The organism is Streptomyces sp. NPDC016640, assembly GCF_043076215.1.
Classification (GTDB): Bacteria; Actinomycetota; Actinomycetes; order Streptomycetales; family Streptomycetaceae; genus Streptomyces.
In genome coordinates this window covers 1-24,768 of record NZ_JBIBRG010000012.1, presented here as the reverse complement: position 1 = coordinate 24,768, position 24,768 = coordinate 1, and the positions used below count along the sequence as shown (strand labels likewise).

Here is a 24,768-nt window from a genome sequence, read left to right as displayed (position 1 = left end):
CATGACACCACTGCACGCAAGTGCGGGGACGGGCCCCGGCGACGCGCACTTCGCGGTCTTCACCGACCGCGAGGAGGCGGCCGCCGCGGCCCGCTCCTTCGCCCGGCCCGGCTGCCGGACCGTGAACCATCCATCGGGCCGGCCCTGGCTGGTCGGCCACTGGCACGACGACGAGGCCGTCGCGGTGCGCGCCGGTGACACCGCCCTGGCCGTCATCGGCTGCTGCCCCGTGGAGAGGGACGAACTGCTGCGCAAGGCAGCCCGGTTGCGCGACCTCGCCGAGGTCGGCGAGCTGGCCCGCTCCCTGCCGGGCAGCTTCCACCTGGTGGCCGCCCTCGACGGAACGACGCGGGTACAGGGCACGGCCTCCGGCCTCCGGCTGGTCTTCCACGCGGAGATCGCCGGCACGAGGGTCGCCGCCACCCGCGCCGACGTGCTCGCCGAAGTCCTCGGCCTCGACCCCGATCCCGCCGAACTGGCCGTCCGGCTGCTGTGGCCCGCCCCGTACCCGCTGTACGAGACGTCCCTGTGGCCCGCGGTCACCGCCGTACCCCCGCAGGACGCGGTGGTCGTCGCCGCGGACGGGCGTACCGCCCGGCACACCCGCTGGTGGACGCCGCCGGAGCCGGTCGTACCGCTGGCGGCGGCGGCCGGCCCGGTCCGTGAGGCGCTCCGGGAAGCCGTCGACGCGCGCACCCGGCGGGGCGGCGTGGTCAGCTGCGACCTGTCCGGCGGGCTGGACTCCACCTCGGTCTGCTTCCTCGCCGACCGCTCCCCCGCGCGCGTGGTGGCCGGCACCTGGCCCGGACGCGACCCCGCGGACACCGACCTGTACTGGGCCGAGCAGGCGGCGCGGCACCTCCCCGACGTCGAACACGTCGTCTGGGACGCCGACGCCTCGCCGCTGGTCTACGACGACCTGCTCGCCGTCGACGACGTCCTGGACGAACCCACCATCGGCGTCATGGACCGTTCCCGGGCCCTGTACCACCTGCCGGGACTCGCCGCCCGCGGCAGCCGCGTCCATCTGACCGGCATCGGCGGCGATCACGTGGCCTGGTGCTCCGAGGCGTACTACCACCGGCTGTTGCGCACCCGCCCGCTGGACGCCCTGCGGCAGCTGCGCGGGTTCCGGGCCCTGTGGCAGTGGCCGCTCGGCGGCACCGTCCGCGCCCTGGCCGACACACGGCCGTACCGGCAGTGGCTCGCCGACGCAGCCGGCCGGCTGCGCGAGCCGGCGGCCACGTCCTCGGTCGCCACGGGACTCGGCTGGGGCACGGCGCCCCGCCTGTTCGGCTGGGCGACCGCGGACGCCGGGCACCTGGCGCGGCGGGCACTGCTCGACGCCGCAGCGACGGTCACGCCCCTGCACCCCGACCGGGGCATGCACGCGGACCTGGAGCAGATCCGCTCCACCACGCGTGTCATCAGGCAGTGGGACCACATGGCGGCCCGCACCGGCCTGCCGATGGCCTCGCCCTTCCTCGACGACCGGGTCGTCGAGGCGTTCCTCGCCGTGCGCCCGGCCGAGCGCGTCACCCCCTTCCGGTACAAGCCGGTGCTGACCACCGCGATGAGCGGAGTGGTTCCCGAGCCGTGCCTGCGCCGGACGACCAAGGCCACGGCCTCCATGGACGCCTCCAACGGGCTGCGCGAGAACCGCGCCGACCTGCTGGCGCTGTGGGAGGACTCCCACCTGGAGCGGCTCGGTCTGGTGGACGGGGCCGAGCTGCGCCGCCTCGCCCGGCGGCCCGCCTCCCCCGGGCTGTCCGACGCCATCCTCTACTCGACGATCGCCGCCGAGGTGTGGCTGCGCGGGCTGGCCCGCAGCCGCGGCGACTCCCGTGCCGGCACCGGCTCCCGTATCCCGTAGCCCTCCGCGGCCGCGCGGTCCCGCCCCGCGGCACAGAAAGGCGATGTCCCATGCCCCTGCGCTTCGACGCCCACGTCTCCACGGCCGAGACCGGCTACGGCACCGTCCTCCTGGACGAACGGGCCGGCACCTACTGGGAGTTGAATCCGACGGCCACCCTGGTGGTGCGCACCCTGCTGGACGGCGGCGAGGCGGCGGACGCGGCCGCCGCGCTGGTCCGCGAGTTCGACATCGAGCGGGCGCAGGCCCTGCGGGACGTCCAGGGCCTCGTCGCCGACCTGCGCGAGGCGGGGCTGGCCTCATGACGACGCCCAGCGCACTGGAACGGCCCACCGGGGTGCCGCTCGGCCGGCGCGTGGCGGCCCGTTCGGTCCTGCTGCCCGCCGTCCTGCTCGCCCTGCTGCCGCCGCGCCGTATCCGCGCGGTGCTCCGCGTCCTGCGCCGCGGCGCGGCACCCGCCACCGCCGTGCAGGCCGGGGCCGCCCGGGACGCCCTGTGCGCGGTCAGCCTGCGCTGCACCGGGCCGAAGGGGTGCCTGCCGCGTTCCCTGGGCGCCGCGCTGCTGTGCCGGCTCGGAGGCACGTGGCCGACCTGGTGCGCCGGGGTCCGCGTGGTACCGCCCTTCACCGCCCACGCCTGGATCGAGGCGGAGGGCCGCCCGGTCGGCGAAGGCGTGCCCGACGGCTACTTCGCCCGGCTGGTCTCCGTCGAACCGCCCTCCCGCCGACCGCACCGCCGACCGCACCGCCGACCGCACCGCTGACCGCGGGCCCGGCAACCGGCCACCGCCCGCCGGCCCGGCCCTCGGCGCCGCCGGACGAGCCCGGTCCGCACCCGGGACGCGAGCCGGGGAGCGGCGCCGGCCACCGTCGTGCGGGACGCCGCCCGGGAAGCGGCCGCGGGGCGTTCCCCGGCACCTGCCTGGACGTGCCCGCCCCCGCGGAACGTGTCATCGTGGCTTGAGCGAGCCCGGACCGGGTCACCCAGCCCCGGCACGTCTCCTCAGCGAAGGAACGGATGACGATGACGAGTGGTTTCGTCGGCCCCGAGGGCGACCCCTTCGCGGAATTCCTCGCCCGCTTCTTCGGCGGCCAGCGCCCCCGCCAGATCGACATCGGCCGGCTGCTCAGCCAGCCCGCCCGGGAACTGGTGCGCGGCGCCGCCCAGTACGCCGCCGAGCACGGCAGCCGGGACCTGGACACCCAGCACCTGCTGCGCGCCGCCCTCGCCGCCGAGCCGACCCGGAGCCTGCTCAGCCGGGCGGGCGCGGACCCCGACTCGCTGGCGTCGCAGATCGACGACCGGTCGGGGCCGGTCCAGCACGGTCCGGGCGACGTCCCGCCGCCGACGTCGCTGTCCCTGACACCCGCCGTCAAGCGGGCCCTGCTGGACGCGCACGAGCTGGCCCGGGCGAGCGGCGCCGGCTACATCGGCCCGGAACACGTGCTCAGCGCACTGGCCGCCAATCCCGACTCGGCCGCCGGGCACATCCTCAACGCGGCCCGGTTCGCCCCCTCCGGCCCGCCGGAGGCGCAGGAGGCACCGCCCTCCCGGCCCGAGCGTCCCCGTCCCGCCACGGGCACGCCGACCCTGGACAAGTACGGCCGCGACCTGACCGCGCTGGCCCGCGAGGGCCGTATCGACCCGGTGATCGGACGGGACCAGGAGATCGAGCAGACCGTGGAGGTGCTCTCCCGGCGCGGCAAGAACAACCCGGTGCTCATCGGTGACGCGGGCGTCGGCAAGACCGCCGTCGTGGAGGGGCTGGCCCAGCGCATCGCCGAGGGGGACGTGCCCGACGTGCTCCTCGGACGGCGCGTGGTCGCCCTGGACCTGACGGCGGTGGTCGCCGGCACCCGCTACCGGGGCGACTTCGAGGAGCGGATGACCACCATCATCGAGGAGATCCGCTCCCACTCCGACCAACTGATCGTCTTCATCGACGAGCTGCACACGGTCGTCGGCGCCGGGGGTGGCGGCGAGGGCGGCTCGATGGACGCGGGCAACATCCTCAAGCCCGCCCTGGCCCGCGGTGAGCTGCACGTCGTCGGCGCGACGACGCTGGGCGAGTACCGCAGGATCGAGAAGGACGCGGCGCTGGCCCGCCGCTTCCAGCCGATCCTGGTACCGGAGCCGGCCCCCGCGGACGCGATCGAGATCCTGCGCGGCCTGGTGGACCGGTACGAGGCCCACCACCAGGTCCGCTACACCGACGGGGCGCTGGTGGCGGCGGTGGAGCTGTCCGACCGCCACCTCAGCGACCGCCGGCTGCCCGACAAGGCCATCGACCTCATCGACCAGGCCGGCGCCCGGGTACGGCTGCGGGCCCGCACCAAGGGCACGGACGTACGGGCCATGGAACGCGAGGTCGAGCAGCTGACCTGCGACAAGGATCAGGCGGTGGCCGACGAGCAGTACGAGCGGGCCACGCAGTTGCGGGACCGCATCGTGGAGCTGAAGCGGCGGATCGCGGACGCCGGCGGCGACGGCGAGGTCGACGAGGGGCAGAGCCTGTGGGTGGACGCCGAGGCGATCGCCGAGGTCGTGTCCCGGCAGACGGGCATCCCGGTCAGCCGCCTCACCGAGGAGGAGAAGGACCGGCTGCTGGGCCTGGAGGGGCATCTGCACCAGCGGGTCGTCGGCCAGGAGGAGGCGGTGCGCGTCGTCTCGGACGCGGTGCTGCGCTCCCGCGCGGGCCTCGCCAGCCCGGACCGGCCGATCGGCGGTTTCCTGTTCCTGGGGCCGACGGGGGTCGGCAAGACGGAGCTGGCGCGGGCGCTCGCGGAGGCGCTGTTCGGCAGCGAGGACCGGATGGTGCGCCTCGACATGAGCGAGTACCAGGAGCGGCACACGGTCAGCCGGCTGATCGGCGCCCCGCCCGGATACGTCGGCCACGAGGAGGCCGGCCAGCTGACCGAGGCCGTGCGCCGGCACCCGTACTCGCTGCTCCTGCTGGACGAGGTGGAGAAGGCGCATCCGGACGTCTTCAACATCCTGCTCCAGGTCCTCGACGACGGCCGGCTGACCGACTCGCAGGGCCGGACGGTGGACTTCACCCACAGTGTCATCGTGATGACCAGCAATCTCGGCTCCGAGGCCATCACCCGGCGCGGTGCCACCCTGGGCTTCGCCACGGGCGGCGCGGACGCGGACGAGGAGGCGCGGCGCGAACAGGTCCTGCGGCCGCTGCGGGAGCACTTCCGGCCCGAGTTCCTCAACCGGATCGACGAGGTCGTGGTGTTCCGCCAGCTCACCGCCGAGGAGCTGCGGCGGATCACCGACCTGCTGCTGGAGGGCACACGGCGCGGGCTGAAGGGCCAGGGCGTCGCGGTGGACTTCACCGACGCGGCCGTGGACTGGCTGGCCCGGCGCGGCCACCAGCCCGAGTACGGCGCCCGGCCGCTGCGCCGCACCATCCAGCGGGAGGTCGACAACCAGCTGTCCCGGATGCTCCTGGACGGCCGTGTCAAGGAGGGCGGCCGGGTGACGGTCGACGCGCAGGACGGACGCCTGACGTTCCGCACGCGGGAGACGCCGGCTCCCGAGCTGTGAGTGCGGCGGCCTCCCCGGCGTGACCCCGGGAGGACCGCCGCGGGCGGCCTACCGCGCAGGACGTACGACCATCGCCGAGCCGCCGCCCCTGCGGACCTTCTCGGCGGCCGCGAGCCATGTGCCGTCCGGCAGCCGCTGGACGCCGGTGGTCGCGCCGATCTCCGGGATCTCCCGGAAGGAGTGCCCGATGGCCTCCAGACTCCGCCGCACCTCACTGCCGTACAGGCCGGGTTCGAGGTCCGTCCGCGCCGTGTTGCGCTGGCTGGCCCGCGGCGCGGCGATCGCGTCGACGAGCGGCAGTCCGCGGTCGAGGAAGCCGGTGAGGGTCTGCAGCACGGTGGTGATGATGGTCGAGCCGCCGGGCGAGCCGAGCGCCACCACCGGCCGGTCGTGCCGGTCGAGGACGATCGTCGGCGAGATGGACGAGCGGGGCCGCTTGCCGGGTCCGGGCAGGTTCGGGTCGTGCACGGCCGGGTTCGCCGGGGCGAAGGAGAAGTCCGTCAGCTCGTTGTTGAGCAGGAATCCGCGGCCGGGCACGGTGATGCCGCTGCCGCCGGTCTGCTCGATGGTGAGCGTGTAGGCGACGACGTTGCCCCACCGGTCGGCGGTGGTCAGGTGCGTGGTGTTCTCGCCCTCGTACGTCGTCGGGGCCGCCGTGCCGCCGCTCGCGCAGGGCCTGGGGTCGCGCGGATCGCCGGGGGCGAGCGGGCTGGTGAGGACGGCGTCGTCCTCGATCAGGCACCCGCGCGAGTCGGCGAACCGCTGGGAGAGGAGTTCCTTCGTCGGTACGTCCTCGAATGCGGGGTCGCCGACCCAGCGGCCCCGGTCCGCGAACGCGATGCGGCTCGCCTCGATGTGGCGGTGCAGGTAGCGGACGTCGCTCGCCTCGGACAGGTCGGTCCGTTCCAGGATGTTGAGGGCCTCCCCGACCGTGGTGCCGCCGGAGGAGGAGGGCGCGACGGAGTAGACGTCCAGGCCGCGGTAGGAGGTCCTGGTGGGCGGCCGGGACTTGGTGCGGTAGGCGGCGAGGTCCCGTGCGGAGAGTTCGCCGGGGCGGGCGTTCCAGCCGGATTCCGGGTCCACGGGCGGCTTGTCGACCGTGTTCACGATGTCCCGGGCGATGTCGCCCCGGTAGAGGGCGTCGACGCCCTTGCGGCGCAGCTCGGCGTAGGTGCGGGCCAGGTCGGGGTTCTTGAAGGTGGAGCCCACGACCGGGAGTTCACCGCCCGGCAGGAACAGCTGCGCCGTGTCCGGGAAGTAGCGGAAGCGGGTCTCGTTGGCGGCGGTCTGCTCGCGGAAGGTGCCGTCGACGGTGAAGCCGTCGCGGGCGAGGCGTTCGGCGGGCTCGAGGACCGCGTCCAGGCTGTTGTTGCCCCACTCGTCGAGCACCCGCTGCCAGGTGGCGGGCGTTCCGGGGGTGCCGACGCCGAGACCGCTGCTGACGGCTTCGGCGAACGGGACGGGCTCGCCGTTCTCCAGGAACAGGCCGGAGTCGGCGGTCAGCGGGGCGGTTTCGCGGCCGTCGACGGTGTGCACGGCGCGGGACCGCGCGTCGTAGTAGACGAAGTAGCCGCCTCCGCCGATGCCGGCCGAGTAGGGCTCGGTGACGCCGAGCGCGGCGGCCGTGGCGACGGCCGCGTCGACGGCGGTGCCGCCCTCGCGCAGCACCTCGATCCCGGCGGCGGAGGCGTCGGGGTCGACGCTGGAGACGGCGCCGCCGTATCCGACGGCCACCGGGACCTTGGGGGCGTGCGGGGCGGGCCGGTCGGGCCGGTCGGGTTGTTCCCGCCCGGGCGGCGCCGCCGCCCCCACCGACACCACGGCGGCACCGACCGCCAGGACCGCGAGACTCCGTACGACAGGGCGACGCATCCGCACCTCCGGTAAGGGGACGTCCGTGCAGCTTAGTTCGTGGCCGTGCTCGCGCCGGTGAGGTCGCGGGGCGTGCCGTCACGGCGTCCGGGGCGGCTCCCGGCCCGCGTGTCGAACACGGGTTTGCGTCGGCCCGCTAGCATGCGCCCCCATGACCGACGACGTGCGCAACATCGTTCTGGGCGTGGTGGCCGCGGGCATCGGCGCCGCGCTGGGCTGGCTCGCCCGCACCCATCTGTGGAAGCGGAGGCTACGGCGCAAGCAGACGTTCTTCGGCCTGCCGGCGAACTCCGAGTCGCTGCTCGTCGTCAACCGCGATCCGGCGACGGCGGAACCGGCGGTGCACCGCTTCGACGTGTTCTCGCTGCTCGAACTCTCCGCGCTGATCAAGGACTGCGGGGCGCACGTCCAGGTGGTCACCCAGGACACGGCGCACCAGGGCTTCGGCGAGCGCACGGAGTTCTGCGTCGGGAGTCCGGGTTCGAACCGGCGGATGGTGGCCCACATGGCGGCCATGCTGCCGGGGGTGCGGGTCAACGTCGATCCGGAGCCCGGCCCGGACCGGGGCGCCTTCCAGATCGGCGGCGAGCGCTACCGCATGGACCCGGGCGTCACCGAGTACGTGCTGCTGGCCCGGCTGACCGCGGGTGAACGGCGCGAGACGCGGCCGGTGTTCCTGTTCTGCGGGCAGCGTGCGATCACCAACCAGGCCGCCACCCGCTATCTCGCCCGCCACCACGAGCGGCTGGCGCGCAAGCACGGTTCCCATTCCTTCGTGCTGCTGCTGAAGGTGATCAACTCGCAGGCGTACGGCCCCGATGTCGTCGAACTGGTCGCGGACGTCACCAAGGCCGCGCAGACCCCGCTGAAGGCTCCCGCGCCGCGCAAGGACCACCGGGCGGGCTGAACCCCCGCGCACCGGTGAGGCATCGGGCTCAACCCGTCCGGCGCGCAGCTGACCTTCTCCTCGCGGCGACCGACCGTGGTGCGGGTCGGTCCGCGCTGTGCGAGCAGTGATCTCCGGCTGCCGCCGGACGGGACTGGCCGATGTGATCCGCCGCCCGTGTGGGCGGCCCCCTCCCGGTGGTGGAGTCCCCGCTTCCGACACGGAGTCCCCTCCCTCTCCGGGACGAAGGGAACATGGTAGTCGAGGTCCGGGCGGACGGGGGTCCGGACGTCATCCCGCTCAGTGCTTGAGGATGGTGGGGAGGAAGTCCTCGGCCCGGTCGCCGTCCGGGTCGCCGGAGGACTTCTCGGGCGTGCGCTCCTCGACGGCCCGGCCGTCGGCCGTGAGGACCACACGGTGGGCGGCCGGGCGGGCGAAGCCCGTCCCGTGCGTGACCACGATCATGGTGATGCCCTCGCCGGCCGGTTGATGCACGGCCTCCAGGACCCCGTCGATCATCTCCCCGTCCCGCGGGACACGCGGATCCCCGGAGTACTTGCTGACGTCACGCGACTCGATCAGTGGATCGACGACCATACCCACCCCTACTCACTCTCAGCTGTGTGGTGGTCGCCGCAACGTATCCAGGCAAGATCGCCGGGACGACGCGACACGCACTTTTCAGGCATTAGCCATATTTACCCTGGCCGTCTGCGCACCGGTCGCACGTCCCCGCCCGTCCCCGCCCGTCTTCGCCCCGTGCCTCTTCGCGGCCGGCGGCCGGGGCCTCACGCCTCCGCGACCTCCGCGTACAGCTGCGACAGCTCGGGCACGCCGTCGGCCGCCCATTCGTGTCCGGAGTCGACGACGTCGAACTCCCGGCCGCCGGCGAGGCGCACGACCGGCTGCCCGTCGGACCGGATCTCCCAGGCGGCCCCCGGCACGGTGCGCACGATGACGGTGCCGAGGTACAGCCCCGCGTCGTTACCCAGCCAGGCCGACGCCTCCTCGTCGTCCCGCCAGCCCGGGACCAGCTGGTCCAGCGCCGCCAACGAGGCCGGGGAGTCGTCCAGCCGGACACCCGCCCGGTACGCCTGGGAGCGCAACAACTCGCACTCGGCCAGGAGTTCCGCGATGCCCTCGGGGCCGGGAACCCCGGCCTTCCGGCGCCGGCTGCCCAGGAAGGGGATGTTCATACCTCCAGCCTGTCATTCGTACCGCTCCGTGCACCACAGGCGCGCGGGACCGGACGGCGGCCGGCGCCGCGGGCCGTTACACGTCCAGGTCCACCACGACCGGCGCGTGGTCCGAGGCGCCCTTGCCCTTGCGCTCCTCACGGTCGACGTAGGAGTCCGAGACCGCCTGGACGAAGGGCGCGTTGCCGTACACCAGGTCGATGCGCATGCCGCGGTTCTTGGGGAAGCCCAACTGGCGGTAGTCCCAGTAGGTGAACGGGTGGTCGTACTTCAGCGGCCGCGGGACGACGTCGGACAGGCCGGTCTCGCGCAGGGAGGCCAGGGCGGCGCGCTCGGCGGGGGTGACGTGGGTGGAGCCCTCGAAGGCGGCCCGGTCGTGGACGTCGTCGTCGGTCGGGGCCACGTTGTAGTCGCCCAGGACCGCGAACGGGCGGCTGCCCGCCGCGTCACCGGCCACGGCCGTCTTCAGGGCCTCGAACCACTGGAGCTTGTAGGCGTAGTGGGGGTGGCCCACCTCGCGGCCGTTCGGCACGTAGACCGACCAGACGCGGACCGGGCCGCAGGTCGCGGAGAGGGCACGCGGTTCCACGGTACCGTCGTAACCGGGGTCGCCGGGCAGGCCCTTGACGACGTCCGCCAGACCGACGCGGGAGAGCACCGCCACCCCGTTCCACCGGCCGGTGGCGTGCACCGCCGCCTCGTAGCCGAGTTCCCTCAGCTCCTCCACCGGGAACCGCTCCTCGGCGACCTTGGCCTCCTGGAGGCACAGCACGTCCGTGCCGCTGCTCTCCAGCCAGGCCAGGAGCCTCGGCAGGCGGGCGGTGATCGAGTTCACGTTCCACGTCGCGATGCGCATGCTCCACAACCTACCCGCCGCCCCCGACAGCCCCCGGCCGCCGCCCGCCGGCTCACACCTCGGCCGAGGTCCCCGGGGCGAGCCGCAGGTGCTCGGCGCCGCCGAGGGCGCCGATCTGGCGGTCGTAGACGGGGCGGGCCAGGTCGGTGAGCAGGGCGTCGTGGATGTCGTAGGCGCGCCGCGGCCGCACCTCGCGGACGTAGTCGATGACCTCGGAGATCTTGTTCCAGGGAGCCATGACGGGCAGCATCAGCGTCTCGACCGGCCGGTCGGGGACGGTGAGCGCGTCGCCGGGGTGGAAGAGCTTCCCGCCGTCGACGAGGTAGCCGACGTTGGTGACGCGCGGGATGTCCGGGTGGATCACCGCGTGCAGTTCGCCGTGGACCTGGATGTCGAAGCCCGCGGCGGTGAAGGTGTCGCCGTGGCCGACGGTGTGCACCCGGCCCGGGAACGCCGCCGAGATCTGCTCCGCGACCGACTTCAGGGTCCAGATCTCGACGGCCGGATCGGCCTCCAGGGCGCTGCGCAGCCGGCCCTCGTCGAAGTGGTCGGGGTGCTCGTGCGTGACCAGGACGGCGTCCGCGCCGAGTGCGGCGTCCTCCTCGCTGAACGCTCCAGGGTCCAGGACGAGGACGCCTCCGTCCTTCTCCAGGCGGACACAGGAGTGCGACTTCTTCGTGAGCTTCATACGCCCATCCTGCCCCCGTGCGCGCCGGCGCGCGGGACGCCCCCCGGCTCACTCCTGGGGCGTGGTCTCCTCGCGCACGACCTGCTGGGCCACCCGGAACGCGCGGTTCGCCGCGGGGACGCCGCAGTAGACGGCGGTCTGGAGCAGCACCTCCTTGATCTCGTCCGGGGTGAGCCCGTTGCGCAGGGCGGCCCGGGTGTGGAAGGCGAGTTCCTCCATGTGACCGCCGGCGACGAGGGCGGTGAGGGTGACGCAGCTGCGGGTGCGCCGGTCGAGTCCGGGACGGGCCCAGACCTCGCCCCAGGAGTAGCGGGTGACGAGCTCCTGGAAGTCGCCCGAGAACTCGTCGGTCCCGGCCAGCACCCCGTCGACGTGCGCGTCGCCCAGCACCTCCCGGCGGACCTTGAGCCCGACGTCGTACGCGTCCGGTCCGCCCTGTGGCTGCTGCGGTGCGGCGGGCGGGGCGATCTCGGCGACGGGGACCTGCTGCGGCGGGGCGGCGGCCGGTACCGGCTTCACCGCCGCGGCGGGCAGCGCGATGTGGCCGGTGGCGGTGTCGAAGGCGGGCTGCCAGGCGGTGGAGAAGTGCCGCACCAGCAGGTCGGTGACGGCGGCGGGCTGCTCCACCGGCACCAGGTGCGAGGCGCCCGGTACGACGGCGAGCCGGGCGTCCGGGATCCCGGCGACCAGGGTGCGCGCCTCGGCGGGCCCGGTGACCTGGTCCTCGGAGCCGACGAGCACCAGGGTCGGCACGCCGACGCTGCCGAGTCCGGCGCGTACGTCGAACGAGGCGAGCGCCTCGCAGGCGGCGATGTAGCAGCCGGGGTCGGTGGTGCGCACCATCTGCACGGCCCACTCGGTGATCGCGGGCTGGGCGGCGGCGAAACCGCCGGTGAACCAGCGCTCGGGAGCGGAACGGGCGATGGGGTCGAGCCCGTTGGTCCGCACGATCACGCCGCGCTGGCGGAACTCGTCCGCCGTGCCGAAGCGGGGCGAGGCGGCGATCAGCGCGAGGGAGGCCAGGCGCTCGGGGTGGCGCAGGGCCAGCTCGATGCCGACGGCGCCGCCGAGCGCGCAGCCCGCGTACCCGAAGCGCTGCACCCCGAGGCCCTCCAGGGTGGTGAGCAGCCGTGTGGCGAGGTCGGCGACCGAGCCCGCGGGGCGGGCGAGGGCTCCTCCGTGTCCCGGCAGATCGAACCGGAAGACGCGCCACTGCTTCGTCAGTTCGGGAACCTGCCGGTCCCACATGTGCCATGTGGTACCCAGTGAGGGACCCAGGATCAGGACCGGGGCCTCTTCTGGCCCGTCAAAGCGGTATTGCAGGGTGTTCGGCGGTGTCTCACTCACGCCCCAGACCCTCTCACGTCTCACAGACGCCCCTATAACGCGGGGGTACGGGAAACCGGTCTGACCAGGTTAAAGACCTCGCGGGCGGCATATCGCTTGAGGCATCGGATGATCTCACGCCGGGTCTTGCCCTCCTGGGTGCGGCGTTCGTAGTACGCCTGGGTGCGCGGGTCGTGGCGCAGCCGGGTGAAGACGATGCGGTGCAGGGCGGCGTTCGCCTGGCGGTCGCCGCCGTAGTTGAGCCGACGTGTGCGCCGCCGCCCCGACGAGTACTCGATGGGGCTGACTCCGCAAAGGGCAGCAAAGGACGCCTCGCTGTTCAGCCGCTCGGGGTTGTCTCCCATGGTGATCAGGAGAGTGACGGCGCTGTCCGGACCGATGCCCACCGGCACGAGCAGCTGCGGGGCGTGGAGTTCGACGAGCCGGGTCAGGCGTTGGTTCAGCTCATTGATCTGCGCGGTGAGCTGTTCGATGCGCTCGGCGAGCATGCGCAATGTATGTGGGTGGCCTGGGTCACCGCGTCCTCATCGCCCCCACCGTCGGGTGGGCCGAGGCGCGCGCAGGTGCGGAACAACTCGGCATTGCCCAGGCTCGACATTCGTTCCCGCAGGGCGGGGTCGGCGATGACCAGGACGGCCTTGAGCTGGTTGATCGCCTGGGTGCGGGCCTTGACCGCGGAATCCTTGGCCAGCTTGTACATCCGGGCACCGTGCACCGGGCCGTCGCCGGACTTGGCCCGGGCCCGGCCGCGACCGCTGAGCACAGCTCGCGCGGCGGCCTGCGCATCGAGCGGGTCCGACTTCCCGAGCAGCCGGCGGGCCGATCGGTCGGGCCGGTTCACCTCGTACACCTGGATCTGCTGAGCCAGCAGGTAGCGGGACAAGCCCGCGCCGAAGGTGCCCGTGCCCTCCACGCCGGCCCGGCGCACCGTCCCCCGCTTGCGGGCCCAGACGAGCAGCTGTCGGTAGCCGGCCGCCGTCGCGGGAAAGGACTCGGTTCCCAGGACCTTCCCGAGCGGGGAGATCACGGCGGCGACATGCACCTCGCCGTGCGTGTCCACGCCCAGCACGACCTCGCGCCGAACGAGAGGATCCGTGCTGGAGGAGGTGCTGCTCTGTCGGGTCTTCATGCTGGTTCGCCTCCCACGTGGTGACGTGCCGGCTGGGTGGATGGCACCGGCCTGCTCGGGCGGTCTGAACCGTGATGGCGCCTGATCGTGGCAAGGCCCCTATGGGGACACGCCCTGTGGCTCGGTGGCAGGCAGCATCCCGCGACGACAGTCGACAGGTCCGTGACTGGACACTTCGGTCAAAGATCTCAGGAGTCAGACCCCGTCCGGGATGGCACTGCACAACCGTCCCATCGATCCCGGTACAGCGGCATGACTCGATCGTGGCCGGATGGCTTCGGCCGAATCGATGCTCAACTTGATTGCCCGGGTTGACAAGGCGTTGACATTCGTCCCCTCCTGACCGGTATTGACGGGGAGATGTCAAGCAAGGAGGTGGTGACCTCACCGGCTGCGGTTCCTACTCCGTGATCAGCACCCCGATGGCCATGGCGTCGGCCGGTAAGACCCTGGTCGAGCTGTTCGGTCTGGCCCGTGAGCTCAACATCGACGCCGAGGGCATCGACATGGGCCCGTCCCCCACGGACGCCGCCCTCGCCGCTGATCTCGCCCTGCCGATCGAGGAGCTCGAGCTCACCGTCCGGTCGTACAACTGCCTCAAGCGTGAGGGCGTCCACTCCGTGGGTGAGCTCCTGGCGCGCTCCGAGGCCGACCTCATGGACATCCGTAACTTCGGTGCGAAGTCCATCGACGAGGTCAAGGCGAAGCTGGCCGGCCTGGGCCTCAAGGACAGCCCGCCCGGATTCAACCCGACCGCCGCCGCACTCGGTGCGGACGACGACTCGGACGGGGGTTTCGTGGAGACAGGGCAATACTGAACGCTGCGCCGCGCCGGTCATAGAGACACCTCGCGCACAGGGACAGGAGAATCCCCACGCTCTGTTCACCGCGCGGTGCCAAGGGGCCGTGACGCCCGCGACCGTCCCGCCTTCCCAAGCACGTCGGGTAACCCCGGCACGCGTGCCGGGTTCTGTCGCACCGCAGTGCTGGATGGTGGCCCGCGGACGAAGAGTGAGAGCATCCGCGTCATGGATGATGCAGACGGTCACACGGCTCGGTGGTGGGTGGCGTTGCGCCGGACGCCGATGGCCGTCTGGAACGACGACGTCACGGACTGGGCCGCTGCGCTGACCTACTATGCGGTTCTGGCCCTGTTCCCGTTGCTGCTGGTGATCCTCTCGATCCTGGGTCTGACCATGCCCACGGCCAAGCCGGAGGTCATTGACCGCATGACGCAGGCGGCCCCGGCCGAGTCCCGCGCGCTGCTGCGCAGCACCCTGCGGCAGATGGCCGCACAGCCGACGGCGGCATGGACGCTGATCTTCGTCGGAGGGGCGGGGGCCCTGTGGTCGGGATGCAGTTATCTGAGCGTCTTCCGCCGGGCGTTGTACTCCATGCATCGGATCAGCGCGGACCGGCCGGTCTGGCGTACCGCTCCGCGCATCATCGCCACGGCACTCGTCCTGAGCTCCCTGCTTCTGACGTCGACCCTCGCGTTGTTGCTCACCGGCGGCCTGGCCCGGCGTCTGGGGCAGGCTCTGAGTCTGGGTACCGGGCCCCAGGCCACCTGGGACACGCTGCGGTGGCCAGTCGTGGCCGCGGTCGCCGTCGCCTTGGTGCTCGTCCTGTACCGGTCAGGACCGGCATCCTCCCGCCCTGTTCGGAGGATGGCGCCCGGCGGCACACTGGCGGTGGCGCTCCTGCTGACCGTCTCACTCGGATTCGCCGTCTACACCTCCCTGGTCAGCACCTACGACCGTCTGTACGGTTCACTGGCAGGCGTCGTGGTGTTCCTGGTCTGGCTGTGGCTCTCCAACCTGTCCCTCCTGATCGGCGCTCAGTTCAACGCAGAGCTGACGAAGCCTGCGAACGGGGAATGAGCCGGTCTTCCCGTACCTGCGGCTGACCGCCCGTACCCTTGGGGCCGGTTCGCCGCGGCCCCGTGGGCAGTGGCGGCCTCTGACCTCGCGCGGCGCGCCGTCCGCCGCCTGGACCGGCAGGGCACCGCACAAGGTCAGCGCGATCACGGGCCAGGGTGGCGAGGGGAGACCACAGGCCGGCCGCGAGCGCGGCGATGCCAGGTTGGTAGCCGGGCATGGAAAAGCAGTCGGCGTCGTGCAGGCACATCACGCGCCACCACCGGTGCCCCTCCTGTTCGGGGTGCGGGTCCGGCGCGGAGCCCGGGCGGGCGTCCACTCACTCAGGCCCTGTCGAGTCAGACCACCCATCGGGCATCCGGGGCGGCGGATTCGGGGCCTCGCCGAATCCGACCATCTGCCCGGCCTCAAGACACAGGTCATCGGCCGAACTGCGGCTCCGAGATCTCGAGCTCACCGCCTGGCACGTCCTGCACGCAGACCGCAGGTCGGACGATTCGACTGGGCGGAAAGCCTCCTCGACGCCTGGACCAGCGCCTGAACGACTGCTCCTCCAGGCATCCGCGCAGGGCATGCGGCGCCCGAGTCGGCACGTGGCGCGCACCCCGGCCTCGTACCCCTACTCCTCCGGTTCGGTGTTGCAGCACCTTGCGAGCAACTCTGGTCGCCGATGAACTGCGACAGGTACGGTGAGGCGGCCGAGCCCGGGACAACGCCTGATGTGACCGAGTACAGGAAGGTACCGTCCGAGGTGGGCCGCCCCGGACGCACGCACCTCAACGGAGCAGGGCCGCGCAGCCATTGCTGGTCGGCCCTACTCCTGTGCGCCACAGGTCCTGTCGGCGCCCGGCACAAGATCATCCCCTTGTTCGGCCGAAAGGACGGCTGGCACGGGCCGCGGCAGTCACCGGACACGGCGTGCACTATCCCTCGGGCAAGGCTGCGAGGTCAGGCCGGGTTGATGTTCTCGACCTGCGGGCCCTTCTGGCCCTGGGAGACGTCGAACGGTGGGCGCCCGAACGGCGTACAGCTCGGGGCCCCACTACTGTTTGTCGTCTCCGGTGCCAGCGTGGCATGAACTCTGGTAGGCCGGATGACTACGAGGTCCAGGCGTTCCACACGGCGACGGTGGCCAGGCCGTTCGACGAACAGCCGGCCGACACGTTCATCCGTTCAAAGGCTCTGTGGTGCAATAACATCTACCGGGCACCGGGCTTGGCGCAGCCCCTCGCATCCCCGGGCCGAAGCCCTGAGCAGCAGCGAGCAGCGAGGAGTCACCGTGACCGTGCGCGGGCCTGACGGGGACGGTGGGCACACCACTCGTACTCCCGCGAACGGGGGTGGCCGGGGCAGGGAGATAACCCTGGCGGAGACGCTGGCCGCAGCGGAGTCCGCGGCGCCTGTGGAGTCGCTCGACGTGGTCGCGGGCATGCTCAAGGAGCGCCTCGGGGCCGCGTCGGTGTCGTTCCTCATCACCGACTTCACCGGTGGCTCGGTCGTACGGCTGGGGGCGGCGGGCAGCATCGATACCGATGAACCCGCCCGGCGCATCACGCTGCGAGGCACCCTGTACGACGACGTGATCCGCACCCAGCGGCCGCGCGTGGAGGACAAGGGCGAGGGCGCGCTGGTGCGGATCGTCGCCCCGGTGACGAACCGCGGGGACGCCATCGGGCTCCTCGAACTCTTCCTGCCCGCGGCGCCGGACGCGGAGGTGATGCGTGAGATCGGCGAGACCGCGCACGCCCTGGCATACATCGTCATCGCCAACCGGTCCTACACCGACGTGTACCAGTGGGGACGCCGCACCAGCCCGCTGAGCCTCGCTGCGGAAATCCAGCACCGTCTGCTCCCGGCGTCGCTGGCGTGCGAGGCCGCGCAGTTCGCGGTGGCCGGGGCACTGGAGCCCGCCGACCACGTCGGGGGCGACACCTTCGACTACGTGATCGACCGGGACACGGTCCAGCTCTCCGTCACCGACGCCATGGGTCACGATGTCGACGCCGCGCTGCTGGCCACCCTCCTGGTGGGCGCCCTTCGCCGGGCGCGGCGGGCCGGCGCCGACCTCGCCGAACAGGCCCGACAGGCCGACCAGGCCATGCGTGAACACGGCCGCCAGAGCTACGTCACCGGCCAGCTCCTGCGCATCAGCCTGACCGACGGCAGGACCCAGTTCATCAACGCCGGCCACCCCTGGCCGCTGCGCATGCGGAACGGCCAGGTGCGGGAGATCACTCCGAAGATCGATATGCCGTTCGGCTTCCAGGTCCCCCACACCTACCGGGTCCAGTCGCTGGACCTGCAGCCGGGCGACCGGCTGGTGATGCTGACCGACGGCATGCTGGAGCGCAACGCCAACAGTCTCGATCTGTCCGACCTGATCGTGCGCACCCGCGCGCTGCATCCCCGCGAGGCCGCCCGCACCCTCATCGCGGCGATAGTCGACGCCAACCACGGCCACCTGCAGGACGACGCGACCGTCATGTGCCTGGACTGGCACGGCGTCGGCCACTCCGAGCGGGACGCCGACACCGGCGCCGACCTCTCCGACGCCTCCGCCCCGTCGCGGACGGGGCGGACCACTCCTGGGCGATGACTCGACGACTGCTCCGACCCCCCGCTGCGTCCGGTCCCCGGACGGGCGGCCCGTGGGGCGCTTGCCCGGCTGACCGCGTCACCTGGGGAGGCGCCTGCGGCGGCGGCCCAGGCGTAGGCCGAGGAGGACGAGGTCGGCGACCAGAACCACCACGCCGATGACCAACAGGTAGAACAGGCCCTTGGCCACCACACCGATGATGCCGAGCACGATGGCCACAATGAGCAGCAGGAGGAAGAGAGCCATTGGTGTCACCTCATGGTGGGGACGTGGGTGAGGGCATCAGCGGCGGGCGAGGCGACGTTCACCGCCCGCACCCGTTCGGTAGGCGAGCTCGTAGTGCGCGAAGACTGTCTTCTCGTCCTCCGCGAGCAGTTCGCCGTCCGTGCCGATCGAGGGCGCTTCCTTGACCTGCTTCTTGTCGTAGGCGACCTTCAGATAACCGGGACCGACCGTCGCGTCGCCCAGGGGGACGAACACGAGCCGGTGCCGGGTCGGCAGGCCGACCGTCACCGTCGCGAACGCGGGCTGGTCTGTGGCCGTGTCGACATAGACCGCCTCCAGGACGCCGATCTTGTGCCGCTCGTGGTCGACCACGTCGCGGCCTCGCCATTCCCTGATGTCTTCCGCCTCGAACACGGAGAGCCCTCTCTGTCTCAGGTCAGCTGAAGACCGCTGTCGTCTTTCTCTCGCTCCTCCCTCCTTACCTGCCTACGGAGCATCACACCCTGGACAGCAGCCAACTTTCAGGGCGGACGGCGGCGCGTACGACCTCGTATCCCTGGCCCCTCCACCGGCGTACGCGTGACGCGCCACAGCGAACCATCCCCCTGATGTCTTCCGCCTCGACTTTCACGCGCGGGGCGATGCCTCGGCGACCGCCCGGCCCGCCGCGGTCCAGCACGCGGCGACGTGGGCGATGAGCGGCGTACCGGAACACTGTCGCGGGGTCAGTAGGTGGCGAGGGAGATGGCGGTGTAGTGCGCGGTGAAGGCCACCACGGTCAGCGCATGGAAGACCTCGTGGAAGCCGAACCAGCGGGGTACGGGGTCGGGCCGCTGGAGGGCGTAGACCACCGCGCCCGCGCTGTAGAAGAGACCGCCGACAACGATCAGGACCACTACGGCGGCTCCGCCGGTGTGCAGGAAGTCGGGCAGGTAGCTGACCGGTGCCCACCCCAGCGCCAGGTAGCACGGGGTGTACAGCCAGCGCGGGGCTCCGACCCACAGGACCCGGAACGCGACGCCGGCCAACGCTCCTGTCCAGACGATCCACAGCAGCACGGACCGCTGGTCCGGCGGGAGGAGGAGCACGGCCAGGGGAGTGCAGGTGCCGGCGATGATCAGGAAGATGTTGGCGTGGTCGAGGCGTCGCAGAAGAGCCTCGCCGAGCGGTCCCCAGGTGCCTCGGTGGTAGATGGCGCTGGTCGCGAACAGCAGCCAGGCGGTAACCGAGTACACGGCGCAGGCAAAGACCGCCTGTGGAGTACGGGCCAGGCAGATGAGCACGACGCCTGCGATCAGTGCGGCGGGGACCATTCCGGCATGGAGCCAGCCACGCAACCTCGGCTTGATCGGTTCGGCCAGGTCGGCCACCCGCTCCACCAGAGCAGCGACCGAGTGAGCCCCCTCCCCCGCATGGTCGCCCGGTGATCGGTCGGGTAGCCCGCCTGCACGGCGCTCTGCAGGCGCTGACACGACGTGATCACATACGACTTCAGCGGCGTCGCGGGACACAGCTTCTCGTCCTCCCCCGGGCTCCTGGGTGTTACTGGCAACCATGCGGTCATGCTAGGAAACCTCACGCGGATACATGACGGGTGGTGGTCCAGAACCCCAGAGCCACGTCGCCGGGCGCGGGCCGGTTCGCCACCGTGTGAGCTCCAGCCCCCGTTGGCGCTACCGCCAATTGGGCTTGCCGAAGCCGAGCAGAACGGCTGGTCATGGGAACGATCAGGGCTTCCAAACGGGCATCTCCGCTCGCCTACGCGCAAGATCGCCGATGCTTCCTGAGGTCCGCCCCCACGTATCCACCGCCCCCGCAGACCAGTTGGAACACCAACTGGACCTGGCTCCGCATCTCGAAGCCGGCCAGCTCGATGTGGAGCGCGTCGCCGGGATTGCGATGGTCGCAGCCGCCCACTCCGATGGCTATGCGGCCACCGGCCATCTCCTCGGGCTGCTGGCCGCGCTGCGTGCCCCCACCAAGGCAGGAGAACGCTTCTGGTCGGACCTGTGGAGGTCGTCCGGCACCGCGTACCTGCTGCCCCTCAACATCAAGGCTCCGGTGCTGCGTTCGCTGGCAGGAGAAGGAACCGCCCTGGCCCGGCAGGTCCTCTCGGCCGTCGATGAGATGACCCTGCCCCAGCGCGTCGCGGCCGGGGAGGTGATCGGTCAGGCCCTCGTCGAGTCCGACCATCTGCCCGACCTCAAGACACAGGTCATCGGAGAACTGTGGCTCCGAGATATCGAGCTCACCGCCTGGCGCGTCCTGCACGCAGATCGCAGGTCGGACGATCCCGGCTGGGCAGAAGGCCTTCCTCGATGCCTGTACGAGCGTCTGAGCGTCGGCTCCTTCGAGCTGGACGGCAGCCGCGCAGGACATGCGGCTCCCGTGCCCGACGACGCTTGCAGCGACTGAGGTCATGAAGCTTCGGGCCGAAGTCGCACCGGCCCCGGCCCGGCACGAGAGGAGGCGCCTTCGTCCAGGTGGGTGGCAGGGCCCGCAGAGGCGGCGGCCACCTGGACGCGGCGTGCGCGATCCCGCGGACAGGTCTGCGAGGTCAGGCCACGTTGATGTTCTCGGCCTGCGGACCCTTCTGGCCCTGGGTGACGTCGAACGTCACGGCCTGGCCCTCCTGGAGCTCACGAAAGCCCGTGGAGTTGATCGCGGAGTAGTGCGCGAAGACATCCGGGCCGCCGCCGTCCTGGGCGATGAAGCCGAAGCCTTTCTCCGCGTTGAACCACTTCACAGTTCCCGTTGCCATGTCTCATGCCTTCCAGTCGATGAACGCCTCCCACTCGATGTGGCAGACGGAGGTGATCGCCCTGGTCCCTGCGGCACAGCACAGCAAAACGCCCACACCGAAGGCGTGGGCAAGAGGGAATTCCGAACCACGACAGCTGACGCAGACGCTACACGCCCACACACCGCGTCACCATAGGAAATGATCACGCCGTACACCGAGATTGTGCGTGCGGTGCCCGCCGAACCTGACGGGCACGGCTCATCTCATGCTGCTGCCGTTGGGTTCGCTGATTCGGCGGCGCGGCGGTATTCGGCGTTGAGGCGCTGGGCTTCCTCGAGCTGGTCTTCGAGGATGACGATCCGGCAGGCGGCCTCGATGGGGGTGCCGTTGTCGACGAGTTCCCGGGCGCGGGCGGCAACGCGCAGCTGGTAGCGGGAGTAGCGGCGGTGGCCGCCTGCGGAGCGGAGTGGGGTGATGAGGCGGTGTTCGCCGATGGCGCGCAGAAAGCCCTGTGTGGTGCCGAGCAGTTCGGCGGCCCGGCCCATGGTGTAGGCGGGGTAGTCGTCGTCATCGAGACGGCCGAACGTGTCGTCTGCTGTCATTGCACCTCTCTGTGGAACGCGTGGAGGGGCCCTGGCGCCGTACTGCCGCCAGGGCCCCGAAGGAACTACTACACCATCTGCCAGCCCTGATACTGCACCGGGCCTCTGTTTCCGCAGACCCGACCGAGACGCTGTCGGGGGCGCGGGGATCGCGGTTGCTCGACCGGAGACCACCTCACTATCGATGTCCTGCGGTACCCGGGTCCAAGACTTCCACCCGGGCGATCCTGATGGCGCTCGGCTCCTCCGTTCTTCCCTCTTGATCAACTACTCACTGACGGAAACTGCGCACTGCTGGTGGCCTCGAACAGCGCCACTCTTCGGCAGCCAGCCCCGTCGCCCGTCCTGCGTCTGCTCTGGCTTGGAACCCCACTGCCGAACCTCCCGGTGCGCGCGCCCGCAGCCGACGCCTTCACCGAGGTTCTGCTCACTGACTTCACTGCTGGGTACTGCGAACCTTCACTTACTGGTACTGCCACTGCAGTACTGCCTCACGGCGGCCCCTGATCACTGCGGGCCACCCGGTCCGGTCGTCAGTCCCGTCGCCGTCCTGCAACCGCTCTGGCTTCGGAACTCCACCACCGCACCGCCCTGCGAACTGCAACTGCGTACCGTTGCCTGGCAGTTCATGTCTGCCGGGCCTCTCTTGATCTCGGCTACGACAGAAACCTTAACCACACCGCCGGCCAATGTCTACTCCAGCGGGCATAGATTTCCGCGTGCTAGAAGATGAGGTACTCCGCCTCGGCCAGTCTGCCTCGACCGGTCCATGGATGGTTCAAGCAGCTGCGAGGCTCTGTCCGGCGCTCGCAGTGACCCACCACCGCGTGGCATGTCGGCCTGGGCGGGACGTCGCCGCGCTGCGGCTATCGTCGGCGGGCACCGGCCAACGCTGCGTCTCGTGAAGAACCCCACCGACCGGCACGGACGTTTCCAGCCGTGACGCCCCCAGGTCGGCCGTGGACGAGCGTGGCAGGAGGCCCTGCGCCGCCCTCGACGATCCCGGGATGATCGAGCAGCTGGTGGCGAACCGGCACGGCCCCTGACTCGAGCAGTCCGCGGGCTGCGGAGACACAAGCTCACGGCAGCAGGTGCCGTCATGCGTCGACGGTGGTCCTCCGTCCCCTTCAGGCAAGCACTGGGGCTCTGCGGGGTTGTCAGGTGGAGGGGCGGGGCACACGGGCAGAGGCATGAACGATCCAGAGACCAGGGTGACCCTGATGATCACGGTGATGGCCAGCGCCGCAGCCGTCCGTTCCACCACAGCCATTGCCGACGCACGCGATACGGCACGGGCCTTCCTCGAAGGCTTGCAGCAGCCGGCCGTTGCTCCTGACGCGGCGGACACTGTGGTCTTGGTCGTGTCCGAGCTCGTCACCAACGCCCTGCGCCACGGCGGGGGCCGCTGCACACTGGAACTGACTGCGCACCCCGACACCATCGAGGTCGCCGTTCACGACCCCAGCCGGCATGTGCCGCGGATGCGCACCCCTGACCTGCACGGCGGCACCGGCGGCTTCGGCTGGCCCATGGTCACCGACCTCGCCCACGCCACGGCGGTCACCCGCCGGGCCTGCGGCGGCAAAACCGTGAGCGCCTTCATCGCCCGGCAGCGTCACCGCTCAAGCAGCCGAATGGCCGACGAATATAGTCCGACGCATGTCGAAGCCTGACGAGCTGCTGGTTGACGTCGCCGCCCTGGTGGAGTCCGGCCAGAGCAACCAGATGTCCCTGACCGTGGTCACCCGTGGCGCTGTCATCACCGGTCGGCTGGCTGCCGAAGCGGTGTGGAGGCAGAGGGTGTCGGGTGTGCTGAGGGATTCCGCCCGCTTGGGCGAGTTCGCCGCCGTCTTCGACGCCCCCCTGAACGGGGACGGGCCGCCCACGCATCTGCACTTCCATGTCGCCCGGATCCTGCAGGGCACGGTGGGGATCCCGGAGACGGGCGGGATGTACCGGGTTGCGATCGAGGACGTCAATGCCTGGACCGTGGGCGACTTCAGCTACTCCGACCACTGAGCGACGGCGACAGGAACCGGCTGGACGCAGTGTGGGCCCGACCGGTACGCCGGTCGGGCCCACACTGCTGGTCTGGTATCGGCTCGTGTCTGGTTACCCGGTCAGACCGTGACGGGGGTGCCGAGCATCGCGGAGGCGTGCTGCATCGGGCTGAGAATGCCCAGGGGCGCTGTCTTGGGAACGGTGCGGCAGGTGAAGCCGAGCTGAGCCATGGCCCGCAGGACTTCGGCGGCGCTGAAGTCACGGCGGTCCTGGCGCGTGACGACCTGGCCGACCTGCTTGACGGGGTAGTGGCGGCGGCCGATGATCACCGATTGGCCGGTGACCGGTTCGGGCTTGATGCCCTTCATCGATTCCAGCACGCCGCCCTTGGTGAGCTCGAAGGGGAAGCGGGCGATGACGCAGCGCATGTGGCCTCACAGAGAGAAGGAAAAGAGCGGTCCGACCAGGGGCACGGTGTTTCAGCGGGAGAGGGCGAGGATGCCCAGGGCGCTGCCTTGCTCGTCGACCACCGGCAGGGCACCGAGCTGACGGGTGCGCATCGCGTGCTCGGCTTCGGCCATCGTGGTCACGGGTGAGGCGAACGAACCGTGGTCGCCGAGGATGTCGCGCAGGCGGACACGGTCCGTGTAATCGGAGCCGTCACGGACGGCGGCTAGTTCGGTCCAGGTGACCAGGCCGGTGCACTGGCCGTCCTGGTCGCAGACGACCAGCCGGCCCGTGCGTGCGGCGGCCATGACGGCCAGCGCCACCTCGACGCTCATGTCGTCACACACCTGCGGTCCGGCCGCGTCCATGACCTCCACCGCCGTCCTGTGCGCGGGATCGGTGTCCGCCGGGCGGGGCTGCATCGGAACCAGCATCAAAAGGTGCCTCCTGCAGAGATGGGCCAGATTCCTGATCACCAAGTTCTAGGCCACCGCGCCGACGACAGACTGGCGCACGGTCGCGCGCCGGGTCGCCGAGGCGGGGCGGCGGCGGCCTCGGGAGGTGGTGCCGCGCTTGGGGCGTTCGACTACCGGTGCGGTGATGACGACCGGGATGCCGGACGGGGCCTGGGCGCCGGTGATCCGGCTCAGGGCCTCGTCGCCCGAGCGGATCTGGGTGGTCTGCGGCCGGATCCCGGCGTCGGACATGAGGCGGTCCATGCTGCGGCGCTGGTTCGGGGTGACCAGGGTGACGACGCTGCCGGACTCGCCGGCGCGGGCGGTACGGCCGCCGCGGTGGAGGTAGTCCTTGTGGTCGGTCGGCGGGTCGACGTTGACGACGAGGTCGAGGTTGTCGACGTGGATGCCGCGCGCCGCCAC

General features: G+C 71.4%; 25 protein-coding genes and 2 pseudogenes. 11 read left to right on the top strand and 16 right to left on the bottom strand.

Annotated elements, in window-relative coordinates:
• Nucleotide 1: 1 nt before the first annotated feature.
• From ACF07S_RS23590 to ACF07S_RS23575, 4 genes are all read left to right on the top strand, one after another.
• Nucleotides 2-1,873 (top strand): lasso peptide isopeptide bond-forming cyclase, encoded by a 1,872-nt coding sequence (locus tag ACF07S_RS23590; protein ID WP_391975022.1) that lies wholly within the window; start codon nt 2-4, stop codon nt 1,871-1,873.
• Between the two features lie 50 nt (nt 1,874-1,923).
• Nucleotides 1,924-2,178 carry a lasso peptide biosynthesis PqqD family chaperone gene (locus ACF07S_RS23585; protein WP_391965598.1) on the top strand — a complete coding sequence of 85 codons (255 nt, stop codon included), beginning with the start codon at nt 1,924-1,926 and terminating at the stop codon, nt 2,176-2,178.
• Entirely contained in the window at nt 2,175-2,636 is a 462-nt protein-coding gene (locus tag ACF07S_RS23580; protein ID WP_391965597.1) for a lasso peptide biosynthesis B2 protein, read from the top strand. Before ACF07S_RS23585 ends, ACF07S_RS23580 begins: the two co-directional genes overlap by 4 nt.
• A gap of 260 nt (nt 2,637-2,896) precedes the next feature.
• Nucleotides 2,897-5,425, top strand: a complete 2,529-nt coding sequence (locus tag ACF07S_RS23575; RefSeq protein WP_391975126.1) for an ATP-dependent Clp protease ATP-binding subunit — start codon at nt 2,897-2,899, stop codon at nt 5,423-5,425.
• A 48-nt stretch (nt 5,426-5,473) separates the two neighbouring features.
• On the opposite strand, the gene ggt is transcribed toward ACF07S_RS23575, so the two are convergent.
• On the bottom strand, nt 5,474-7,297 hold the full coding sequence (gene ggt / locus ACF07S_RS23570) for a gamma-glutamyltransferase (RefSeq protein ID WP_391975021.1): 1,824 nt from the start codon (nt 7,295-7,297) through the stop codon (nt 5,474-5,476).
• A gap of 151 nt (nt 7,298-7,448) precedes the next feature.
• Between ggt and ACF07S_RS23565 the strand changes: the two genes are divergently transcribed.
• Nucleotides 7,449-8,204, top strand: coding sequence for a hypothetical protein (locus ACF07S_RS23565; protein ID WP_391975020.1), 756 nt, complete (start codon nt 7,449-7,451; stop codon nt 8,202-8,204).
• 279 nt (nt 8,205-8,483) lie between these two features.
• Here the strand turns inward: ACF07S_RS23565 and ACF07S_RS23560 are convergent, their stop codons facing one another.
• The 7 genes from ACF07S_RS23560 to ACF07S_RS23530 form a co-directional block, all read right to left on the bottom strand.
• Entirely contained in the window at nt 8,484-8,780 is a 297-nt protein-coding gene (locus ACF07S_RS23560; protein WP_391975019.1) for a hypothetical protein, read from the bottom strand.
• Between the two features lie 191 nt (nt 8,781-8,971).
• Nucleotides 8,972-9,379: a DUF6278 family protein gene (locus tag ACF07S_RS23555; RefSeq protein ID WP_391965593.1), complete on the bottom strand. Its 408-nt coding sequence runs from the start codon at nt 9,377-9,379 to the stop codon at nt 8,972-8,974.
• Nucleotides 9,380-9,455: 76 nt separating this feature from the next.
• The gene (locus ACF07S_RS23550; protein ID WP_391965592.1) at nt 9,456-10,235 is read right to left on the bottom strand and encodes an exodeoxyribonuclease III; all 780 of its coding nucleotides are present in this window, start codon (nt 10,233-10,235) and stop codon (nt 9,456-9,458) included.
• Between the two features lie 52 nt (nt 10,236-10,287).
• Entirely contained in the window at nt 10,288-10,923 is a 636-nt protein-coding gene (locus tag ACF07S_RS23545) for an MBL fold metallo-hydrolase (protein ID WP_391975018.1), read from the bottom strand.
• A 48-nt stretch (nt 10,924-10,971) separates the two neighbouring features.
• Nucleotides 10,972-12,270 carry a 4-carboxymuconolactone decarboxylase gene (gene pcaC, locus ACF07S_RS23540; RefSeq protein WP_391965590.1) on the bottom strand — a complete coding sequence of 433 codons (1,299 nt, stop codon included), beginning with the start codon at nt 12,268-12,270 and terminating at the stop codon, nt 10,972-10,974.
• Between the two features lie 32 nt (nt 12,271-12,302).
• Nucleotides 12,303-12,758 (bottom strand): transposase, encoded by a 456-nt coding sequence (locus ACF07S_RS23535; protein WP_391965589.1) that lies wholly within the window; start codon nt 12,756-12,758, stop codon nt 12,303-12,305.
• A complete protein-coding gene (locus tag ACF07S_RS23530) occupies nt 12,710-13,399 on the bottom strand; it encodes a transposase (protein WP_391965588.1) in 690 nt (229 codons plus the stop codon). Before ACF07S_RS23530 ends, ACF07S_RS23535 begins: the two co-directional genes overlap by 49 nt.
• A gap of 425 nt (nt 13,400-13,824) precedes the next feature.
• Between ACF07S_RS23530 and ACF07S_RS23525 the strand changes: the two are divergent.
• The 3 genes and pseudogenes from ACF07S_RS23525 to ACF07S_RS23515 form a co-directional block, all read left to right on the top strand.
• A pseudogene (locus ACF07S_RS23525) lies at nt 13,825-14,217 on the top strand (DNA-directed RNA polymerase subunit alpha C-terminal domain-containing protein); the annotation flags it as partial.
• A 210-nt stretch (nt 14,218-14,427) separates the two neighbouring features.
• A complete protein-coding gene (locus ACF07S_RS23520) occupies nt 14,428-15,279 on the top strand; it encodes a YihY/virulence factor BrkB family protein (protein WP_391965587.1) in 852 nt (283 codons plus the stop codon).
• A gap of 1,354 nt (nt 15,280-16,633) precedes the next feature.
• On the top strand, nt 16,634-17,872 hold the full coding sequence (locus ACF07S_RS23515) for a PP2C family protein-serine/threonine phosphatase (protein ID WP_391965791.1): 1,239 nt from the start codon (nt 16,634-16,636) through the stop codon (nt 17,870-17,872).
• 78 nt (nt 17,873-17,950) lie between these two features.
• On the opposite strand, the gene ACF07S_RS23510 is transcribed toward ACF07S_RS23515, so the two are convergent.
• From ACF07S_RS23510 to ACF07S_RS23500, 3 genes are all read right to left on the bottom strand, one after another.
• On the bottom strand, nt 17,951-18,118 hold the full coding sequence (locus tag ACF07S_RS23510; RefSeq protein ID WP_167551660.1) for a hypothetical protein: 168 nt from the start codon (nt 18,116-18,118) through the stop codon (nt 17,951-17,953).
• 36 nt (nt 18,119-18,154) lie between these two features.
• Nucleotides 18,155-18,511, bottom strand: a complete 357-nt coding sequence (locus tag ACF07S_RS23505; protein WP_059420885.1) for a PRC-barrel domain-containing protein — start codon at nt 18,509-18,511, stop codon at nt 18,155-18,157.
• A gap of 311 nt (nt 18,512-18,822) precedes the next feature.
• Nucleotides 18,823-19,653, bottom strand: a complete 831-nt coding sequence (locus tag ACF07S_RS23500) for a hemolysin III family protein (RefSeq protein ID WP_391975017.1) — start codon at nt 19,651-19,653, stop codon at nt 18,823-18,825.
• A gap of 268 nt (nt 19,654-19,921) precedes the next feature.
• Between ACF07S_RS23500 and ACF07S_RS23495 the strand changes: the two genes are divergently transcribed.
• Complete coding sequence (locus ACF07S_RS23495; protein ID WP_391975016.1) at nt 19,922-20,512, top strand: hypothetical protein; 591 nt, start codon at nt 19,922-19,924, stop codon at nt 20,510-20,512.
• A gap of 142 nt (nt 20,513-20,654) precedes the next feature.
• Here the strand turns inward: ACF07S_RS23495 and ACF07S_RS23490 are convergent, their stop codons facing one another.
• Nucleotides 20,655-20,858, bottom strand: a complete 204-nt coding sequence (locus ACF07S_RS23490; RefSeq protein WP_031104458.1) for a cold-shock protein — start codon at nt 20,856-20,858, stop codon at nt 20,655-20,657.
• A 245-nt stretch (nt 20,859-21,103) separates the two neighbouring features.
• Entirely contained in the window at nt 21,104-21,442 is a 339-nt protein-coding gene (locus ACF07S_RS23485; protein WP_391965584.1) for a MerR family transcriptional regulator, read from the bottom strand.
• A 1,220-nt stretch (nt 21,443-22,662) separates the two neighbouring features.
• Here ACF07S_RS23485 and ACF07S_RS23480 point away from each other — a divergent pair.
• Both ACF07S_RS23480 and ACF07S_RS23475 read left to right on the top strand, forming a co-directional pair.
• A pseudogene (locus tag ACF07S_RS23480) lies at nt 22,663-23,052 on the top strand (ATP-binding protein); the annotation flags it as partial.
• 49 nt (nt 23,053-23,101) lie between these two features.
• Nucleotides 23,102-23,461: a hypothetical protein gene (locus ACF07S_RS23475; protein WP_391965583.1), complete on the top strand. Its 360-nt coding sequence runs from the start codon at nt 23,102-23,104 to the stop codon at nt 23,459-23,461.
• Between the two features lie 101 nt (nt 23,462-23,562).
• On the opposite strand, the gene ACF07S_RS23470 is transcribed toward ACF07S_RS23475, so the two are convergent.
• The 3 genes from ACF07S_RS23470 to ACF07S_RS23460 form a co-directional block, all read right to left on the bottom strand.
• Nucleotides 23,563-23,871 (bottom strand): SCO5918 family protein, encoded by a 309-nt coding sequence (locus ACF07S_RS23470; protein WP_391965582.1) that lies wholly within the window; start codon nt 23,869-23,871, stop codon nt 23,563-23,565.
• A gap of 51 nt (nt 23,872-23,922) precedes the next feature.
• Nucleotides 23,923-24,327 (bottom strand): CBS domain-containing protein, encoded by a 405-nt coding sequence (locus ACF07S_RS23465; RefSeq protein ID WP_391965581.1) that lies wholly within the window; start codon nt 24,325-24,327, stop codon nt 23,923-23,925.
• A 45-nt stretch (nt 24,328-24,372) separates the two neighbouring features.
• On the bottom strand, nt 24,373-24,768 hold a 396-nt coding region (locus tag ACF07S_RS23460; RefSeq protein ID WP_391975015.1), incomplete at its 5' end, for a helicase-related protein.

Excerpts from the sequence above, each read along its gene's own strand:
- ACF07S_RS23470 (WP_391965582.1), bottom strand. The coding sequence starts at position 23,871 with ATGCGCTGCGTCATCGCCCGCTTCCCCTTCGAGCTCACCAAGGGCGGC.
- ggt (WP_391975021.1), bottom strand. The coding sequence starts at position 7,297 with ATGCGTCGCCCTGTCGTACGGAGTCTCGCGGTCCTGGCGGTCGGTGCC.
- ACF07S_RS23555 (WP_391965593.1), bottom strand. The coding sequence starts at position 9,379 with ATGAACATCCCCTTCCTGGGCAGCCGGCGCCGGAAGGCCGGGGTTCCC.
- ACF07S_RS23580 (WP_391965597.1), top strand. The coding sequence starts at position 2,175 with ATGACGACGCCCAGCGCACTGGAACGGCCCACCGGGGTGCCGCTCGGC.
- ACF07S_RS23550 (WP_391965592.1), bottom strand. The coding sequence starts at position 10,235 with ATGCGCATCGCGACGTGGAACGTGAACTCGATCACCGCCCGCCTGCCG.
- ACF07S_RS23520 (WP_391965587.1), top strand. The coding sequence starts at position 14,428 with ATGGATGATGCAGACGGTCACACGGCTCGGTGGTGGGTGGCGTTGCGC.
- ACF07S_RS23530 (WP_391965588.1), bottom strand. The coding sequence starts at position 13,399 with ATGAAGACCCGACAGAGCAGCACCTCCTCCAGCACGGATCCTCTCGTT.
- ACF07S_RS23535 (WP_391965589.1), bottom strand. The coding sequence starts at position 12,758 with ATGCTCGCCGAGCGCATCGAACAGCTCACCGCGCAGATCAATGAGCTG.
- ACF07S_RS23565 (WP_391975020.1), top strand. The coding sequence starts at position 7,449 with ATGACCGACGACGTGCGCAACATCGTTCTGGGCGTGGTGGCCGCGGGC.
- ACF07S_RS23485 (WP_391965584.1), bottom strand. The coding sequence starts at position 21,442 with ATGACAGCAGACGACACGTTCGGCCGTCTCGATGACGACGACTACCCC.
- ACF07S_RS23475 (WP_391965583.1), top strand. The coding sequence starts at position 23,102 with ATGTCGAAGCCTGACGAGCTGCTGGTTGACGTCGCCGCCCTGGTGGAG.
- ACF07S_RS23560 (WP_391975019.1), bottom strand. The coding sequence starts at position 8,780 with ATGGTCGTCGATCCACTGATCGAGTCGCGTGACGTCAGCAAGTACTCC.
- ACF07S_RS23510 (WP_167551660.1), bottom strand. The coding sequence starts at position 18,118 with ATGGCTCTCTTCCTCCTGCTGCTCATTGTGGCCATCGTGCTCGGCATC.
- ACF07S_RS23490 (WP_031104458.1), bottom strand. The coding sequence starts at position 20,858 with ATGGCAACGGGAACTGTGAAGTGGTTCAACGCGGAGAAAGGCTTCGGC.
- ACF07S_RS23575 (WP_391975126.1), top strand. The coding sequence starts at position 2,897 with ATGACGAGTGGTTTCGTCGGCCCCGAGGGCGACCCCTTCGCGGAATTC.
- ACF07S_RS23585 (WP_391965598.1), top strand. The coding sequence starts at position 1,924 with ATGCCCCTGCGCTTCGACGCCCACGTCTCCACGGCCGAGACCGGCTAC.
- ACF07S_RS23500 (WP_391975017.1), bottom strand. The coding sequence starts at position 19,653 with ATGGTTGCCAGTAACACCCAGGAGCCCGGGGGAGGACGAGAAGCTGTG.
- ACF07S_RS23545 (WP_391975018.1), bottom strand. The coding sequence starts at position 10,923 with ATGAAGCTCACGAAGAAGTCGCACTCCTGTGTCCGCCTGGAGAAGGAC.
- ACF07S_RS23590 (WP_391975022.1), top strand. The coding sequence starts at position 2 with ATGACACCACTGCACGCAAGTGCGGGGACGGGCCCCGGCGACGCGCAC.